18 protein-coding genes are annotated in these 17,772 nt (G+C 32.9%); 12 read left to right on the top strand and 6 right to left on the bottom strand.

From position 1 onward, the window contains the following. The first annotated feature begins 52 nt into the window (after positions 1-52). The 3 genes from IPZ78_RS00930 (at position 53) to IPZ78_RS00920 (ending at position 3,227) form a co-directional block, all read left to right on the top strand. On the top strand, positions 53-343 hold the full coding sequence (locus tag IPZ78_RS00930) for a cell division protein ZapA (RefSeq protein WP_225551042.1): 291 nt from the start codon (positions 53-55) through the stop codon (positions 341-343). Between the two features lie 252 nt (positions 344-595). After that, positions 596-2,155 carry a ribonuclease Y gene (rny, locus tag IPZ78_RS00925; RefSeq protein ID WP_225551041.1) on the top strand — a complete coding sequence of 520 codons (1,560 nt, stop codon included), beginning with the start codon at positions 596-598 and terminating at the stop codon, positions 2,153-2,155. Positions 2,156-2,225: 70 nt separating this feature from the next. Next, a complete protein-coding gene (locus IPZ78_RS00920; RefSeq protein WP_225551040.1) occupies positions 2,226-3,227 on the top strand; it encodes a helix-turn-helix transcriptional regulator in 1,002 nt (333 codons plus the stop codon). On the opposite strand, the gene IPZ78_RS00915 is transcribed toward IPZ78_RS00920, so the two are convergent. Beyond that, a complete protein-coding gene (locus IPZ78_RS00915; RefSeq protein WP_225551039.1) occupies positions 3,176-3,649 on the bottom strand; it encodes a DinB family protein in 474 nt (157 codons plus the stop codon). The genes IPZ78_RS00920 and IPZ78_RS00915 overlap by 52 nt on opposite strands. A gap of 168 nt (positions 3,650-3,817) precedes the next feature. On the opposite strand from IPZ78_RS00915, the gene IPZ78_RS00910 reads away from it, so the two are divergent. The 3 genes from IPZ78_RS00910 to IPZ78_RS00900 all read left to right on the top strand — a co-directional run bounded on the left by IPZ78_RS00910 (position 3,818) and on the right by IPZ78_RS00900 (position 6,589). After that, positions 3,818-4,897 (top strand): agmatinase family protein, encoded by a 1,080-nt coding sequence (locus tag IPZ78_RS00910; RefSeq protein ID WP_225551038.1) that lies wholly within the window; start codon positions 3,818-3,820, stop codon positions 4,895-4,897. A 175-nt stretch (positions 4,898-5,072) separates the two neighbouring features. After that, the gene (locus tag IPZ78_RS00905) at positions 5,073-5,906 is read left to right on the top strand and encodes a hypothetical protein (RefSeq protein WP_225551037.1); all 834 of its coding nucleotides are present in this window, start codon (positions 5,073-5,075) and stop codon (positions 5,904-5,906) included. A 119-nt stretch (positions 5,907-6,025) separates the two neighbouring features. Beyond that, positions 6,026-6,589, top strand: coding sequence for a hypothetical protein (locus IPZ78_RS00900; RefSeq protein ID WP_225551036.1), 564 nt, complete (start codon positions 6,026-6,028; stop codon positions 6,587-6,589). A gap of 11 nt (positions 6,590-6,600) precedes the next feature. Here IPZ78_RS00900 and IPZ78_RS00895 read toward each other — a convergent pair whose 3' ends face one another. Further along, positions 6,601-6,873 (bottom strand): hypothetical protein, encoded by a 273-nt coding sequence (locus IPZ78_RS00895; RefSeq protein ID WP_225551035.1) that lies wholly within the window; start codon positions 6,871-6,873, stop codon positions 6,601-6,603. 187 nt (positions 6,874-7,060) lie between these two features. On the opposite strand from IPZ78_RS00895, the gene IPZ78_RS00890 reads away from it, so the two are divergent. Next, complete coding sequence (locus IPZ78_RS00890; RefSeq protein ID WP_225551034.1) at positions 7,061-9,274, top strand: NADP-dependent isocitrate dehydrogenase; 2,214 nt, start codon at positions 7,061-7,063, stop codon at positions 9,272-9,274. A gap of 144 nt (positions 9,275-9,418) precedes the next feature. Then, the gene (locus IPZ78_RS00885) at positions 9,419-11,329 is read left to right on the top strand and encodes a RagB/SusD family nutrient uptake outer membrane protein (protein ID WP_225551033.1); all 1,911 of its coding nucleotides are present in this window, start codon (positions 9,419-9,421) and stop codon (positions 11,327-11,329) included. Between the two features lie 90 nt (positions 11,330-11,419). Here the strand turns inward: IPZ78_RS00885 and IPZ78_RS00880 are convergent, their stop codons facing one another. After that, positions 11,420-11,971, bottom strand: a complete 552-nt coding sequence (locus IPZ78_RS00880; protein ID WP_225551032.1) for a hypothetical protein — start codon at positions 11,969-11,971, stop codon at positions 11,420-11,422. Between the two features lie 188 nt (positions 11,972-12,159). On the opposite strand from IPZ78_RS00880, the gene IPZ78_RS00875 reads away from it, so the two are divergent. Continuing rightward, positions 12,160-12,351 (top strand): cold-shock protein, encoded by a 192-nt coding sequence (locus tag IPZ78_RS00875; protein WP_225551031.1) that lies wholly within the window; start codon positions 12,160-12,162, stop codon positions 12,349-12,351. 139 nt (positions 12,352-12,490) lie between these two features. On the opposite strand, the gene IPZ78_RS00870 is transcribed toward IPZ78_RS00875, so the two are convergent. Then, complete coding sequence (locus IPZ78_RS00870; RefSeq protein WP_225551030.1) at positions 12,491-12,916, bottom strand: cold-shock protein; 426 nt, start codon at positions 12,914-12,916, stop codon at positions 12,491-12,493. Positions 12,917-13,031: 115 nt separating this feature from the next. Here IPZ78_RS00870 and IPZ78_RS00865 point away from each other — a divergent pair, with 115 nt between their 5' ends. Together IPZ78_RS00865 and IPZ78_RS00860 are read left to right on the top strand one after the other, a co-directional pair. Continuing rightward, a complete protein-coding gene (locus IPZ78_RS00865; RefSeq protein ID WP_225551029.1) occupies positions 13,032-14,066 on the top strand; it encodes a lipoate--protein ligase in 1,035 nt (344 codons plus the stop codon). A 91-nt stretch (positions 14,067-14,157) separates the two neighbouring features. Beyond that, entirely contained in the window at positions 14,158-15,408 is a 1,251-nt protein-coding gene (locus tag IPZ78_RS00860; RefSeq protein WP_225551028.1) for a thioredoxin family protein, read from the top strand. A gap of 51 nt (positions 15,409-15,459) precedes the next feature. On the opposite strand, the gene IPZ78_RS00855 is transcribed toward IPZ78_RS00860, so the two are convergent. Both IPZ78_RS00855 and IPZ78_RS00850 read right to left on the bottom strand, forming a co-directional pair. Further along, complete coding sequence (locus IPZ78_RS00855) at positions 15,460-16,092, bottom strand: nitroreductase family protein (RefSeq protein WP_225551027.1); 633 nt, start codon at positions 16,090-16,092, stop codon at positions 15,460-15,462. A gap of 1 nt (position 16,093) precedes the next feature. Then, positions 16,094-16,693 carry a TetR/AcrR family transcriptional regulator gene (locus IPZ78_RS00850; RefSeq protein WP_225551026.1) on the bottom strand — a complete coding sequence of 200 codons (600 nt, stop codon included), beginning with the start codon at positions 16,691-16,693 and terminating at the stop codon, positions 16,094-16,096. 183 nt (positions 16,694-16,876) lie between these two features. Between IPZ78_RS00850 and IPZ78_RS00845 the strand changes: the two genes are divergently transcribed. Continuing rightward, the gene (locus tag IPZ78_RS00845; RefSeq protein ID WP_225551025.1) at positions 16,877-17,662 is read left to right on the top strand and encodes a patatin-like phospholipase family protein; all 786 of its coding nucleotides are present in this window, start codon (positions 16,877-16,879) and stop codon (positions 17,660-17,662) included. Positions 17,663-17,772: the final 110 nt, after the last annotated feature.

Genomic DNA, 17,772 nt, shown 5'->3' with positions numbered 1-17,772 from the left:
ATAAGTGAAAATATAAGTAAATAAGTTTATTACGTTATTAAGCTCGGTAACCATGGGAGAGATTTCCATAAAAATAAATATCGCAGATCGCGTGTACCCATTGAGGGTAACGGCAGAGGAAGAGGAAGTGATTAGACACGCTGCGAAATTAATAAATGAAAAGATAAAGGAATTGCAAGATAATTATGCAGTTCGTGATAAACAGGATTTATTGTCTATGTGTGTATTACAATATGCAACAGGGATGATAAAGGCCGAAAGACAGGTTCAACAACAGGATGTAGGTCTAGAACAGTCGATTCACGAGTTGGATGGTATTTTAACAGATTTCTTTAAGAAATAAATATCGTTCTTTAAGAGCTATATAACGACGAGTTTACCGCAATTAAATTCGGGTTGTCACTATTTTAAACTTAACGCTTCAATATCACGAGCAATTAAAAGATATAGGCCATTTTGCTATACGCCATCTAGGTCATGATCAAAAGCTCAAATCATGTGTAATCGAAGTTTAATAATACTTGGGACCTGTTAATTTAATTGCGGTTTTTTTTTGTGTAAAAAAATATGAAAACTAATATATACAATTAACAATATGGATTTATCAATTACAATTTCAATTATAATATCTCTTTTAATTGGTATTGTTATTGGGCGATATTTACTTCAAATGTTGCTTAAGAAACAAGAGAACGAAGCCAAAGAAAAAGCTGATAATATCATAAAAGAAGCTGAAAAGCAAGCGGAACATACGAAGAAACAACGTCAACTAGAAGCGAAAGAAAAGTTTTTACAATTAAAATCTGAACACGAAAAAGAGGTTAATCAACGTAATAACACGATCACTCAAAAGGAAAACTCAATTAAACAAAAAGAGCAGTCTTTAAATCAAAAACTTGAAAATCTAAACCGTGAAAAACAGGACTTAGATAAGAAAAGTGCCAAATTTGATCAATTAATTGAGGTCAACGAGAAGAAAAGTGAAGAAGTAGAACAGTTAAAAAATCAACATATCAGTCAGTTAGAAACAATTGCTGGTTTGACTGCTGATGAGGCAAAGGAACAATTAGTTACTTCATTACGTGAGGAAGCTCGTTCACAAGCTATGATTCAGATCAAAGATATCGTTGATGAAGCTAAATTGACAGCATCTAAAGAAGCTAAAAAAGTAGTAATTCAAACTATTCAGCGTACCGCTACTGAATCAGCTATTGAAAATACAGTTTCTATTTTCAATATTGAGAATGACGAAATCAAAGGTCGTATTATTGGTCGTGAAGGTCGTAATATTCGCGCTTTAGAAGCCGCTACAGGAATTGAGATTATCGTTGATGATACACCAGAAGCGATTATTTTATCTGGTTTCGATCCTGTACGTCGTGAGATTGCACGTTTGTCATTACACAGATTAGTTACAGATGGTCGTATTCACCCAGCTCGTATCGAAGAAGTAGTTGCGAAAACTCGTACACAAATCGAAGATGAGATTGTTGAGATTGGTGAACGTACAGCTATCGACTTAGGTATCCACGGTTTACATCCGGAATTGATTCGTATGGTAGGTCGTATGCGTTACCGTTCTTCATATGGTCAAAACTTATTACAACACTCGCGTGAGGTGGCTAATTTTGCAGCAACTATGGCGGCTGAATTGGGATTGAATGTGAAGCACGCAAAACGCGCTGGTCTATTGCACGATATAGGTAAAGTGCCTGATGATAATCCAGAATTGCCACACGCAATCTTGGGTATGCAATTGGCCGAAAAATATAAGGAGCATCCAGATGTATGTAATGCTATTGGTGCACACCACGATGAAATTGAAATGACATCAATGATTTCACCAGTTGTACAAGCTTGTGATGCTATTTCAGGAGCTCGTCCAGGTGCACGTCGTGAAGTGGTAGAAAGCTATATTAAACGTTTGAAAGAATTAGAAGAATTAGCACTTTCTTACCCAGGAGTTGAAAAAACATTTGCTATCCAAGCTGGACGTGAATTACGTGTAGTGGTAGAAAGTGAAAAAGTAACGGATGCACAAGCGGAGATTTTAGCAGCTGATATTTCAAATCGTATTCAAACAGAAATGACTTACCCAGGTCAGATCAAAGTTACGGTAATTCGTGAGACGCGTTCTGTGTCATACGCAAAATAGATTTTAATATTACATTATATAATCGAAAGCCCTAACTTTATAGTTGGGGCTTTTGTTTTAAAATCAAACTATGGACATCACCAAACGATTTGATAGACTTTTAGGCATTTATTTCTATTTACAATCAAAACCACTTGTCAAAGCACAAGATTTGGCTGATAAATATGAAGTAAGTCTTCGTACAATATATCGTGACATCAAAGCTTTAGAACATGCTGGTGTTCCAATTATGGGTGAGGCTGGGTATGGATACTCGTTAATGCATACCTATAAGATTCAGCCTATTAATTTTACAGAACAAGAGGCATTGAGTTTTGGTGTGGCGGAGAAGTTGATGGAACATTATCTGGATAAAGAAATAGGTCAGCATTTTACGAATGCTTTGCTCAAGATGAAAGGAGTTCTTCGTTTTACCGACAAAGAGAATGTCGCAGATTTGGAATCTAAAGTTTTGATTAATAAAGAAAAACATTTTTTGAATGAAAATGTTCCAGCTGCTTTAGCGACACTTTTTGAAAGTATGGTAAAAAGAAAGCAGATCCATCTGAAATATAAATCAGTAGAAAGTAATAGTCAAGAACGGAATATTGAAGTTATAGGTGTATTTCAAGAAGGGCAATTTTGGTACTTTATGGCGTATTGTCATCTTAGGCATGAGGTGCGTCAGTTTAGATTAGATCGTATTGAAGAAATTCGTTTGATAGATTTGAAACATACGCAAGAGTTTTTACCTCTGCAAACTTATTTGAGTTCAAATAAAAAAGAGGAACTTTTAGAAACTGTACGTATTTGGGTGAGCAAAGATATGTCAAGGTATTTGCACTGGGAAAGACAATTTTATGGGTTTAAGACGGAAGAAGAAAAAGATAATGGCGTGGAAATGCTTTTCCACACCAGCCAACTAGAGCATTTTGCTAGATGGTTTATGATGTTTGCTGATGAAGCAATTATTTATGAACCACAGCGTTTGAAGGATAGTGTTCATCACATTTTACAAAATGCAATTGGCACTTTTGAAGATTACGCTCTATCCCAAAAGAATGGAGGTTCGATTCCTAAACCACGTAAGTAAACAAAACCTTGTGCGCGATGATGAATTTCATTGTCAATAAAGTACAAAAGGTTATGAATAATAGGGAACTTATATTCGCCAAATAAATTAAAATCTTCATGAAATCTTTCTTCAGGTATTTGGTTGTACAAATCAATTAATATGGGTGTGTCTTTATCCCATTGTGCCAATAAAGCATCTTTAGTATGTAATGGTAAATCGTGATTATAGGGGTCAATCTGGTTGTTTACGATTCCATTCAATCCTGGCACGGCAATAGAAAGAATTTCTTTTACTAATTCTGCAAATGTGCGCATTTCGCCTATCGAATAATTAAATAATTCTGCTTCAGGAAATTTTTCAATCGTTCTACGCGTTAGATTACGATGCCCCAACCAGTGTTGTAGTAAATCTGCTTTCGAAATAATTGCTGTCTTGTTCATAGCTTTAGTTATTTTGTTATACCCAAAAGTATAATGATGATATGACAACTGTTTGTCAGTAGTGTTTATTTTTTGAAATATAATTTTTAGTTTGCTATTTGGCACTTTGATAATTAGAATTAGAAATAAAAGCAATAATCTTATCTTTGTGCTGGAAATTTAAATAACATGATTAGTAAAGAAGATAAAATAAAAACCTTTGATCCTTCACAACCTGGATTAGCAGATGCTAGTGTTTATGGATTACCTTTTACGGCCGAAGAATCAGAAATTATAATTGTTCCAGTTCCTTGGGAGGTTACAGTTAGTTATGGTGCAGGGGCATCAGAAGGGCCAGATGCTATTTTAGACGCTTCATTCCAAGTTGATTTGTTACATCAAGAATTTCCAGAGCTATGGAAGTTAGGGATTTACATGGACGAAGCACCAGCACATTGGGCTGAGAATTCAGCAAATTATAAGGCATTAGCACAACCTATAATTGAAGCTTTGGAAGCAGGAGAAGATGTAAATGAAAACCTAACTTTAAAAGCTGATTTAGATTCTATAAATGCTGCTTCTGCAAAATTGAATGCTGAATTGAAGGAAAGAGTTTTGGAATGGACAGCTAAAGGTAAAAAAGTCATCTTATTAGGAGGAGATCACTCTACACCACTTGGTTACTATCAGGCATTGGCTACTTCGTATGATAACTTTGGTATTTTACATTTTGATGCGCATATGGATTTACGTCAAGCATATGAAGGGTTTACTTATTCGCATGCATCGATTATGTACAATGCAATCCAATTACCGCAAATAAGTAAATTGGTACAAATAGGTATTCGTGATTTTTGTGAGCAAGAAGTTGAAGTTGTTCAATCTTCGGGTAAGGTAAAAGTTTATACCGATTCTGATTTGAAAAAAGCGCAATTCGAAGGTAAAACTTGGCAACAACAAGTAGATGAGATTATTGCTCATTTGCCAGAAAATGTGGCTGTAAGTTTTGATATAGATGCACTTTACCAATGGTATTGTCCAAATACAGGAACTCCAGTACCTGGAGGTTTATCATACGAACAAGCTGTTTACGCCTTATCAAGATTAGCAAATTCAGGAAAGAAAATTATTGGAATGGATTTGGTTGAAGTAGCTCCAGGAGAATCAGACGAATGGGATGGGAATGTCGGCGCCCGTTTATTATTTCATATGTGTGGTGTTTTTGCAAAAAATAATGGATTGAATGTTGGTAGTTCAATTCAGTTTTAAAAATATTCTAAGTGAAAAGTAAAGGCGGGTTTTTATAAAAATCCGCCTTTTTGTTTTTTGATAGTAGCGAAAGAAGGTTTATATTCGTTATATCTTAAAAAAGGATATACCATTTAATTGGGTGTATATCTTTGATCTTAATTTACGCTACTAACTCTTTTAGAATTAAAATTTTATGAAAAACTTATCAATCGGACTTCTTGTAGGCAGCTCTCTGTTCTTTTCTTTTAGTAATACTTTGAATGCACAAGTATTAAAAGGTATTGGAAAAAAGATAGGACAAAAAGTAGAATCTTATGTCGATAAAACTCTTGATGAAAATTTGAAACCCACAAGTAATAGAAATTCATCATCAAATGGAAATAATCAAGAGGGACCTTTTGAAAATTTAAAGGGCATGAAGAATGATTTCGCAAGAGGGGCTGAAAATATATTTGAAGATAATTTTAGTCAAGATAGTGCTGGAGATATGGCTAGTCGCTGGACGAGTAATGGGAGAGGAGAAGTTAGTAAAGTATCCATCGCGGATGGGAATTGGTTACAATTATTTGACGGTAATACGTATAAAATCAAGCAATTGGTGCGTATTCCTGAAAACTTTACTATAGAATTTGATGTATTAGCCATGTCTGATCAAGAACCAAAATTTGCGCTTGATTTTGGATTTGATTACCAAAAAGGGGTAGGTAATCATTACTATTTAGCTTACCAAAATCCCTTAAATATCCAAGCTTCATATTGGTTTAATAAGTTTGATTTTGCTAGTAAAGAAGTAGATCCGAATAAAAGAAGTGAAGTAAAAGCAAACATGTCATATTTCGTAAATGATATGATGAAAGTTAAAATTCGTGTTGATGGCGAGCGTATGCGTACATACATTAATGAATACAAAATCCTAGATACGGAAATGGCTAATCCAGCTTCGAAGAAATATTTCTATTTCGCATTCAACAGTGATGATAAATCTGCAGAAGTTTATATTGGTAACTTTAGGATAGATAAGATTTAAGTCCTTTGGATATGTTATAAAGGCCTCATATACTTTTAATAGTTATGAGGTTTTTTTGCGTCTTACTTTTACTGTAGAGAAATTTGTTTTACTTTAGTTTAATTAATCAAATTATCCATATGAAAATAAAGCTATTAATACTTGCTATAGGTATATCACTATTGAATATAATGTGTTGTGGAATAGGAGGGAATTGTTGTGGTAATGACGGTCCTTATAAAACCTATAAATTCCGACCAACAGGCAAAATAGATTTATTTAATACAGATAACCAATTTCTTAATATTAAGGATACAATTAGGGGTGTATTCAATATCAAATTAGAATTTGATACTGAAGAGGTTTATGCTAATAATTTTTCTATTGTTCCAATGGCAATGGCATGTAGTATGTATATTCCTGACCTCTTGAATAAACCAAATTTTGAGAAACTGTCCATATCTATTGATCATTCATTCGTATACAAAAACAAACAAATAGCTGCAAATACTAATTTAATTCGATCTAGTGATATTCAGTTTAATTATATGGATATTCACAATAATCCTAATATTATCACTTTCGACGAAAAATTCCTTTACTACGCTAAGTTCGAAAAAGGCTGGACCAATTTTACTATAGAAGGTGAATTAGAAGACGGACAGAAGTTTACTTTTGAGAAAGATGTGTACTTAGATCTGTAACATGAAGTACTCTAATCATCCAATTCGTCCAGATAAATATCATGAACCAGGAATCTAGCTGTTTTGCTTGGTAAGAGCATATCATCTACATCTTCAGAATCAATTGGATACAAAATATCAGTATCGCCGCCGTCAACTAATTCTGAATCTGGAATTAATTCAAAAAAGGTAATATTATTAGTGGTAGACAATTCTTCAACTTTAATGTACGATACATTCTGTCTTTTCCAATTATTCAGTATTTCTAAGGTAAAAAGTTGATAAGGATTTTTTTCTATTGCCATACCCGCAAATTTAAAACAAAATAATCTATCCTTGCCAACCTTTTTCTCAATTCCGTCATAATTGAACCTATTGCAAATATTTAATTATGATTTTCTTATCTTTAGGCGGATTTTGATAGCAGGCTAAACTTGTTGTTGAATTTCAAATTTAAAAGTCGAAACATTAATATATTTTCAATAGAAAACTATGTCATCTAAAATCATTTACACTAAAACAGATGAAGCGCCATTATTGGCTACTTACTCTTTTTTACCTATTGTACAAGCATTCGCAAAGACAGCGGATATCGATGTAGAATTAAGAGACATTTCATTAGCGGGACGTATCCTTGCTAATTTCAATGAATATTTAACACCAGCGCAACAAACGGCAGATGCATTAGCGGAGTTAGGACAATTGGCTACTACTCCTGATGCAAACATCATTAAGTTGCCAAATATTTCAGCTTCTATCCCTCAATTAAAAGGTGCTATCGCTGAATTGCAAAATGCAGGTTACGCGGTTCCTAATTATCCAGATGCTGCTACAACTCCAGAAGAAGAAAAAATAAAAGCTATTTATGCTAAAATTTTAGGTTCAGCTGTAAACCCAGTATTGCGTGAGGGTAACTCAGATCGTCGTGCACCTAAAGCGGTTAAAAACTATGCTAAAGCAAATCCTCACCGTATGGGCGCTTGGGCAGCTGATAGTAAAACTAAAGTAGCGTCGATGACTGACGGTGATTTCTATGCTACTGAGCAATCAGTTACTTTAGAAGATGCTTCTCAATATAAAATTGAATTTGTTGCTGCAGACGGTTCTGTAAAAGAATTAAAAGGTTTAGCACCTTTAAAAGCTGGTGAAGTTATTGACTCTTCAGTATTAAACGTTGCTAAATTAAAAGAATATGTTGCTGCTACTATCGCTGAGGCTAAAACTGAAGGCGTATTATTATCAGCTCACTTGAAAGCAACGATGATGAAAGTTTCAGATCCTATCATTTTCGGTGCTATCGTAGAAGTTTACTTTAAAGATGTTTTTGCTCAATACGGTGAATTATTTGCTTCATTAGGCATCAACAAAAACAATGGTTTAGGTGAAGTTTACGCTAAAATCGCTGGTAACGAGAAAGAGGCTGAAGTAAAAGCTGCTATCGATGCTGCTATTGCAAATAGCGCAGATTTAGCCATGGTAAATTCTGATAAAGGAATCACAAACTTACACGTTCCTTCGGATGTAATCGTAGATGCTTCTATGCCTGCTATGATTCGTATTGGAGGTAAAATGTGGGACAAAGCAGGAGCTGAGCGTGATACAATCGCTATGATTCCTGACCGTTCTTACGCGGGTGTATACGAATCTGTAATTGACGACTGTAAAGAAAACGGTGCTTTAGATCCTCAAACTATGGGTTCAGTGCCTAACGTAGGTTTGATGGCTCAAAAAGCTGAAGAATACGGTTCACATGACAAAACTTTCCAAGCTGCTGCAAATGGTACTATCCGTGTTGTAGATGCAGAAGGTAATGTTTTCATGTCACAGGTTGTAGCAGCTGGTGATATTTTCCGTATGTGTCAAACTAAAGATGCACCTATTCAAGACTGGGTTAAATTAGCTGTAAACCGTGCTCGTTTGTCAGCTACTCCAGCTGTTTTCTGGTTGGATGAAGCGCGTGCTCACGATAGAGAAATCATCAAAAAAGTAGAGAAATACTTAGGTGACTTCGATACAAATGGATTAGATATTTTCGTAATGTCTCCAGTTGAAGCTACTAAATTTACGTTGGATCGTATTCGTGAAGGCTTAGATACTATTTCGGTAACGGGTAACGTATTACGTGACTATTTAACTGACTTATTCCCAATCTTAGAAGTAGGAACTTCAGCGAAAATGTTATCTATCGTTCCATTGATGAATGGCGGAGGTCTTTTCGAAACAGGTGCTGGTGGTTCTGCTCCTAAACACGTAGAACAGTTCTTAGAAGAAGGTTATTTACGTTGGGATTCATTAGGTGAGTTCTTAGCATTACAAGCTTCATTCGAACACTTAGCACAAACGCAAAACAATGCTAAAGCACAAGTTTTAGCAGATGCATTAGATGAAGCTAACGCTTTATTCTTAGCAAATGATAAATCTCCAGCGCGTAAAGTAGGTCAAATTGACAACCGTGGTTCTCACTTCTACTTAACGTTATACTGGGCTCAAGAATTAGCTAAGCAAACGAAGGATGTAGAATTAGCTGCTAAATTTGCTGGTCTTGCAGAAGCATTAACTACTAATGAAGCTAAAATCAATGAAGAATTGATCGCAGCCCAAGGTACAGCTCAAAATATTGGTGGTTACTATTTCCCGAATGATGAGTTAGCTATTGAGGCATTACGTCCTTCAGTGACATTAAATGATGCGATTGCTGCTTTGTAAGTGATTCATTCTTAGTGATATTAAAAGCCTTCTTCGATTTTGAAGAAGGCTTTTTTATTAATAGTAGTTTTTTTGCTATATGTATAGATTATTTAATTCATTATAATAATTTATAATATTAACTTTAGAGAAAAAAATATCATTATGATCCTAAGTAAGCATTGTTTCATCAATTGGATAATAATTTCATTTAGTATAGTTTTATTTTCAAGCTCTTGTAAAAAAGCTCCAAATAATTCTGAAGGTAAAACGGATGAAGATAAGAGGACTGTCTATAAAATTCATGGTAATGTAGAGAAAGGTCCTTTTGTGAAAGGGTCGTCTTTATTTGCTTTTGAATTGGATGAAAGTTATAATCAAACTGGACGTAGTTTTAGGACTGAATTGGTCGATGATAAAGGTCGTTTTAATTTCGATGACATCCAATTAACACATAAATATGTACAATTGTCTATTCAAGGTGGGTATTATTATGACGAAGTTTTAGGTAAACTTTCTACTAGTCCACTTACATTGAATGCAATAGTATCTTTAGATAAGCCGGAAGAGTCTTTAAATATTAATGTGTTAACTCATTTAGAACAAAAGCGTGCTTTATTTTTAATAAAACAGAAAGGATATTCTTTTGAAGATGCTAAACAACAGGCTCAAAAGGAAATTTATGACGCTTTCTACATCAAGGATATAACAGCACAGTCTGCTGAAACTCTATCCTTGATTTCTAATTCAAATAATTCTTCCGCTTTATTAGGAATTTCTTCTACATTGTTAATAATGGCAGCGTCAGATAATGCGCGTCTGACGGAATTGCTTTCTCAAATTTCTATTGATTTGGAAGATGATGGTGTGCTAGCGGATCAATTGCTTTGGGAAATCGAAACTGCTATACAGAAATTAAATCCAAAAGTTATTAATGATAACCTTAAAAAAAGATATCAGCAACTAGGAGTTCAACTAGCTGAATTCCCATTAGCATCGGTGTTTAAGGTTGAATTACCGTTAGATTATAAACCAACTGGGAGCCCGATAAACATTGATTTTAGGGATTTTAATTATGATGTTTCTGGAATAAAAATGTGGTTTACCTCTGCTCAAGAAAGATATTTGAGTACAGAAGCCTTATTAGCAAAAACAGCCGTTGGAAATTATCCATCCACATATAATGTCTTTTATACAAATAATGTATTCCCTAATAATGAAAAATTGTTAGAAATATACGAATTTGCTTATCGTTCACTTGTTGAATTAATTCATATTTCAGAAAATGCCTATAATTCTCCTAATCTAGAAATAAGAAATTATGAGCAAAAGTTTATGTCATTGATTGCTTATCAATATTGGTCAATTACAAATTTATGGGATAACCCATTTTATTATGATATACATAATTATATACCATTACATTTGTCAAAGCAAGTGGCTAGAAGTAATAAAAAAGAAGTCTATTCGAAGTTAATATCCTCTCTTGAATATGCGTCTAATAAACTAGAAAATATTGATTTAAAATATGCTGATTTTGCAAAAGCTATGATTGCAAAACTTAGTTTAGAAGTGGGAGACTATCAGCGAGCATTAAAATATTCAATTCTATTAGTACAATCCAATAGATATGAATTGGCCAAAATCAATGATATTCACAATACCAAAACAGAATCTATTTTTGGTCACAATTATGCAGATGGATTAGGGAGCACTTACGATAATGAACTTAAACACCTTTATGCTAAGGGTACATATCGTCATGTTGTACGTTTGACCGAGATTTACTTAATCGCTAGTGAAGCTTACTATAAATTGAACAATAATCAAGAAGCAATAAAAATGCTGAATAAGTTGACCAATCGTGATAATAGAGCCGCTTATTCAAATAGTACAATTAATATTCATGACCATATAATTAATGAGTATAAAATTCAAATGCAAAATGAAGGAGTGTATTTGGCTGCATTGCGAAGGTTATCATCTGGGAGTACATTAAATCTATTTAAGTTTTTGCCAATTCCATTTAAAATTCTTAATGAAAATGCATTGGCTATTCAGAATAGTGGTTATTAGTTGAATAATATTTGTAAAGTTATTGTTGGTTCGTAGTAGACAGTTTGTTCTAAAAAACAAAAGCCTTGATAGAAGAAGGATTTTGTTGATTTATAGCTTAATTATTTTACCATTATCTCGTATTTCGAATTTACTTTCTATTTTTTCAGGTTCTTCTGTCATATAGTTATATTCAGTAATATATATCGTTTTATTTTCAATCTTACTTAGGGTTCTGAATGCTGATTCTGCTATTTCATCGTATGCGATTACTAGATTATCAATGATATTATTTTCTAAATCATAACTAATTAAGTATGTTTTCATTTCCATTTCAGTAGTAGCAGTAATAACTTTTGTCAAGAATTTATTAGAAATCGAGATATCATATCTGAAATAGTAATTTTCAGCTGGAAAATCTAATGACTTAAGTTGAAGGTCTAAGATTTCAAATTCCTTCAGTGGAATGCTTACTTTGAAATTATCAAAATTTGTAGAATCTGTGATATTTATTTCAGATGGTTGCTCTACTGTTTGAACTTGGGATGTATCCCTGATTAATACATTGTTCGTGTCTGGTATATTTACTTCCTTTCTTTTTTCTTTGGTGTCATTACAGGATGACAATACTAAGAGTATAAAAATGTGTTTTAATAATTTCATTTTAATTTTTTTGTATTTCAAATGTAATAAATTTTGTTACAGTTAATTTGGTTGAAAGTAATTTGATAAGGTAATATAGTCTTCTTAATAATGTAGAGTATGTATATTTTAGTAAGTAATTTTAAATAATTAGTTGATAATCCATTTATTATACCTACCTTGTAGCAATTAATAATAATAATAATAATATGAATAACGGAACTGTAAAGTTTTTTAATGAAACTAAAGGATTTGGTTTTATTACCCCTGATGGTGGTGGCGATGACATCTTTGTACACGTATCAGGATTAGTTGACCAAGTTCAACAAGGAGACCAAGTAACCTACGATGTAGAGAACGGTCGTAAGGGCATTAATGCCACTAATGTAAGAGTAAGCTAATTTTTGATTATATAATCTTGCAAAAGGCGAATCTAATAGATTCGCCTTTATTTTTTTTGTAGTATCCATAAAACTGTCTAAAACAAAACAGCCCTTAACATTTCGTATGCTAAGGGCTGTTTTGTTTAGAAACTATATTTTATAAAACAATTACTTCAGTTACTTGAAGACCTTGTTTGCTAGATTGCGATTTGAATTTTACTTTTTGATCCTGTTGCAATACAAAACCTAATATTTTGAAATTGAAATATACATTCTCTCTTGTTTCGTTGTCACGGATGAAACCGTATTGTCCAGCTTCATTGTAAAATGATACTTTACCGAATGAATATATATCTTCTACTTCTGGGCGAATTAAATCTTCTTCCTTAAATTCGTATTTCTTTACAGGAGGTTTGTCAGAGATATTACCATTCTCGTCCACATATGCGAACATTTCTTCTAATGCTTTTCCTTTGTCATTAGAATCTTCGCGTTGTGCTTTTTTTTCTTCTTTTTCTTTACGTTTTTGTAATTTTTTCTTAGCGATTTCTTTTTTTCTAAATGTTTGTTGGCTTTGACCCATGTATTATTATTTAATGAATGTTTTAAATTGAGAAAAGTCTAACGTATCGTCAAGAAATTCTAGGATGAGAATGTAGGCGAAAATGTGCAGCTTTTTACAAAGGTACTAAATATTAATGAAAGGAGCTAACTTAAATCAATTTGCTAACTTTGTAGAAATTACGCTCATGATTATTATTGACTCACCCTCGCACAACGCACATTTTAATATAGCTTCCGAAGAGTATTTATTAAAACGCTTTCCAGAAGATGATATACTTTTGTTTTATATCAATGCACCTTCCATTATTATAGGAAAGTTTCAGAACACTTTGGCAGAGATTAACTTGGATTATGTTAACTCAAACGATATCAAAGTAGTTCGACGTTTATCCGGTGGTGGAGCGGTGTATCACGATTTAGGAAATTTGAATTTCTCTTTTCATACAAAGGCTAGTGATAAAGATTTTAGCGATTTTGAAACTTTCACTAACCCAGTAGTTAAGCTATTAAATAAATTGGATGTTCCTGCTAAGTTGGAGGGGAGAAATGACTTATTAGTGGATGGAAAGAAGTTTAGTGGTAATGCAAAAACTATAAAATTGAAGAAAATGATTCAACATGGTACTATTCTTATCAATTCGGATATGTCGGTTTTGGCAGATGCACTAAAGGTAAATCCCTTAAAGTTTATTGATAAAGCTGTAAAATCAAATCGTGCACGTGTGGTTAACTTGATCGAATATTTACCTTCTCACACGACCACTGAATCGTTTAAAAAGCTTTTTATTGAAGAAATAACGACTTCTAATGATAAAATAGAACTTTATACATTCGATAAAGCTGATATCGTCGCGATAGAAAAATTAGTGGTAGAAAAATATGGTACTTGGGATTGGAATTTTGGTTCATCTCCCGATTATAATTTCAAAAAGGCAAATAAATTTTCAGCAGGATTTGTCGAAGTGCATTTGGAAGTACATAAAGGACTTATTCAAAAAGCGAAAATTTTTGGTGATTTCTTTGCTTCTAATCAAATTGAAGAGTTGGAAAATCAATTGTTAGGTTTAAAACATGACCAAGAATCTTTAAATAAGTTATTTACTTCTATAGACATTAAATCCTACTTCGGAAATGTAACTGTAGAAGAGATACTTAACGTTTTTAATTAGATTATTAAATTATGTTAAATATTTAACAACTGCATTAATTAATGATTTGTATCTGTAAATTTATAGTTCATAATATTAACTAATGTAAATCATGAAAATTTTGAAAACACTATTATTGATATGTATATTTCCATTACTATCAATTGCTCAAGAGAAGGGAATTAAATTTGAACACAATACGAATTGGGAACAAGTTAAAGCAAAAGCAAAAGCTGAAAATAAGCATATATTTGTCGATTGCTTCACTACTTGGTGTGGTCCATGTAAATGGATGGCAGAAAATGTTTTTGTTGAAGAATCTGTAGGTGATTTTTTTAATGAAAATTATGTAAATCTTAAAATTCAATTCGATGAGACCAAGAATGATTCAGAAGATGTTAAATCATGGTACCAGGAATCAAAGCGATTTACTAAAGAATACAATGTCACTGCATATCCTACCTTTCTAGTTTTTAATCCTGATGGCGAATTGGTTGATAAAATAATAGGGGGGAATGAGGCAGAAGCTTTCATTGCAACATTTAAAAATGTGTTGTTACCAGAAAATCAATTTCTTACTGTTAAGAAAAAATTTATTGCCAATCCTAGTGATTTAGCATTAGCAAAATCAATTTTGCCCAAAGCTTTGGATAATAAGGAAGATGAGCTAATTGATTTGGCTTTAAATACTATAATCAAACAATCATCGAAAGAAGAACTTTTATCAGAAGAGAATATGCTATCCTTTATTCGAATTGCTGAAGGAGGTGTTAATAATAAGGCGTTTGAATATATTTATAATAATAAAGAGCCATTTGAGAAATTTATGTTATCAAAATATCAATTTCCAATCAACGATTTACTAGCATTTGGAATTATTAAAAGTGAAGTTACACCACAATTATACAGTGGGGATGAAATCGATTTTGATGCTTTGTCTAAAAACTTAAGTGTTAAATATGATAAGATTGATTTGAGTAAGGCTCTCGAATCAAGTAGATTGAAATATCTGCTTAATAAAAAAGATTGGAAAGAATTCGTATTACTATTTGATAAAGTAGTAGAGAATAATAAAAACATCTCAGCAAATCAACTAAACCAATATGCTTGGACATTTTTTGAGGAATGCTCTGACAAAGAGGGTTTAAAATCGGCTTTGAAATGGAGTAAATTATCTCTTGATAAAGAACCTAATGAGGCAGCACTTCTTGACACTTATGCTAATTTGTTGTATAAATTGGGTGACAAGGAAAATGCATTAATTTGGCAAGAGAAAGCTGTTAATGCTGCATCTGAAGATTTAAAGGAAGAGTTAAGTGCTAATTTGGATAAAATGAAACAAGGGATTCCTACGTGGGAATAGTTTGAAAATAAACAAGCTCCAGTAGAATCTGCTGGAGCTATAAATAGAAAATTAATTCAAATTAATCAAAAAGTCTTCTTTACCGAATCTTACCTTTTTCAAATTTAGATTCCAGTCATTTTCCTCGTCACGATAACCTAATGCTAATATAGTTACTGATTTCAAGCCTAATTTTTCTAAACCTAATAATTCATCAAGTTGTTCATTATTAAAGCCTTCCATAGGTGTCGCGTCTACACGTTGTTCAGCAGCTGCAGCAATAGCTAATCCAAATCCAATATAAGCTTGACGTGCTGTATGATTGAAATGTTGCTCTTTAGTCTGTTGTGAGAAGTTATTCCACAACATGTTTTTATAATCGTTTGAGTATCCTTCAGGTAAATTTCTTTCTTTTTCGCTAAATGCAAATACTTCGTTTAAATATTCTTCTGTGTAACTGTCATTTGCTGCAAAAACTAAAAGGTGAGAAGCATCAACAATTTGAGATTGACCAAAAGCTATAGGTTGAATTTTTGCTTTTAAATCAGCGTCTGTGATTTGGATGACTTTAAAAGGTTGTAAGCCAGATGATGTAGGAGCAAGTCGTGTTGCTTCGATGATATAATCTACCTTCTCTTGTGCAACTTTTTGACCATTCATCTTCTTAGTTGCATATCTCCATTCTAAATCTTGTAATAAACTCATTTTACTTCTTTTTTTTTAATGTATATATAAAACCATCTACCGCATCAATAACTGTCGGAGGTGGTGATTGTGTGATTTCGTGATTTGATAATAAATCAATAGCAATAAAGCCATGAAGCATGGACCAAAATGTTTTTAATTTAAGGTGCCTGTCTACCTGTTCGTTTTCATACTGTTTCAAAACATTGTTGATTGCATCAAGCATCAAACTGGAGCTAGCCTTCATTTCATCGTTACTATTTATAGTCTCACAAGCAGGTATACCTAATCCAAACATAATTCTGTAATACTGCGTATTCTCGGATGCAAATTTCCAATATGCCAATGCAATTTCTTCAACTTGTTCAGTGTTACTAAGTGCATTTATTTGAGCTATATGTAGACTGACTGCTAGTTTTTTAAAACCTTCTTTAGAAAAATACTCTACAATAGCTTCTTTGTTTTCGAAATGCTTATATATAACTGGTACACTATAATTAATCGCGTCTGCAATCTTACGAATTGATAGTGATTGCCACCCTTCTTCTTGAATGATTTTCCAAGATTGATCAATAATAGCTTGCCTTAATTCTTGTATTTCTTTTTCTCTGCGAGATATCATATTGTTATTATTGTTAAATAAACAACTTGTTAACAGTGTTAACAAAAGTAACGCTGTTATTGTTTAATTCAAAATACATCAATATAATTAGACTTTCAGTTGACAAATCAATAGTTTCGAAATGCCGTGTGGTATTTTCATAAAATTGAGGTATTTTAGAAAATATAATTGATTGAAAAATATATGAGAAAAAAAGTCTCTTTGGTTTTAGGGAGTGGTGGAGCAAGAGGTGTGACACAATTGGGTGTTATAAAATGGTTGACTGATAATGGGTTTGAGATAAATGAAGTGGTAGGCTGTTCAATAGGTTCTTTGGTTGGTGCTGCGTTTGTAGAGGGGAAAAACATTGAATTGGAGGAATGGATGGCAAAGTTAACGAAGAGAGAAGTATTTCGATTGATGGATTTTTCTGATCCAAGATATGGTTTTTTGAAAGGTCAACGTGTGCTTTCTACTATGCAAGAAGTTTTCGAGGATCTTCCTATCGAAAATATGAAATTGAAATATACAGCTGTAGCATCAGATTTGACTAGTGAAGAAGATGTGGTTTTTCGTACAGGCAGTGTTTATAATGCTATTCGAGCTTCAATAGCGATACCAGGTGTATTCAAGTCAGTAGTGACCTCAGAAGGTCGATTTTTGGTAGATGGTGGTGTATTAAATCCTTTACCGATTAATTATGTTCAATATAGGGAGAATATAATTATTGCAGTCAATTTGGATGGAAATAGAGAATTATTAACACCAATAACCTATGATAAGTTAAATGCAATAAGTATTCTACAAGAATCTTATTTAGCTATGCGAAGGAGATTAACACAGTTAAGCATTGAGTTGTACAAACCGAGCTATGTCATTAATATTCCACATAATATATCTGGCATATGGGATTTTGATCGTTCAAAGTTTTTAATTGATAAGGGCTATGAATTTGCTGAAAAGACTTTGGGACATTTAGTCCAAAAGTAAGGGAGAAAACTTAGTTTCCCCCTTTTTATCTTAGTTGATATTATCCAGCTATTAGAATGATATCTTAATTGTTTCAGTATTTGTAATGCTTTTCGGAAGTGAGTTTATGA

This window comes from Sphingobacterium bovistauri (assembly GCF_020295405.1).
Taxonomy (GTDB): Bacteria; Bacteroidota; Bacteroidia; order Sphingobacteriales; family Sphingobacteriaceae; genus Sphingobacterium; species Sphingobacterium bovistauri.
This window is presented reverse-complemented; position numbering and strand designations above follow the sequence as displayed.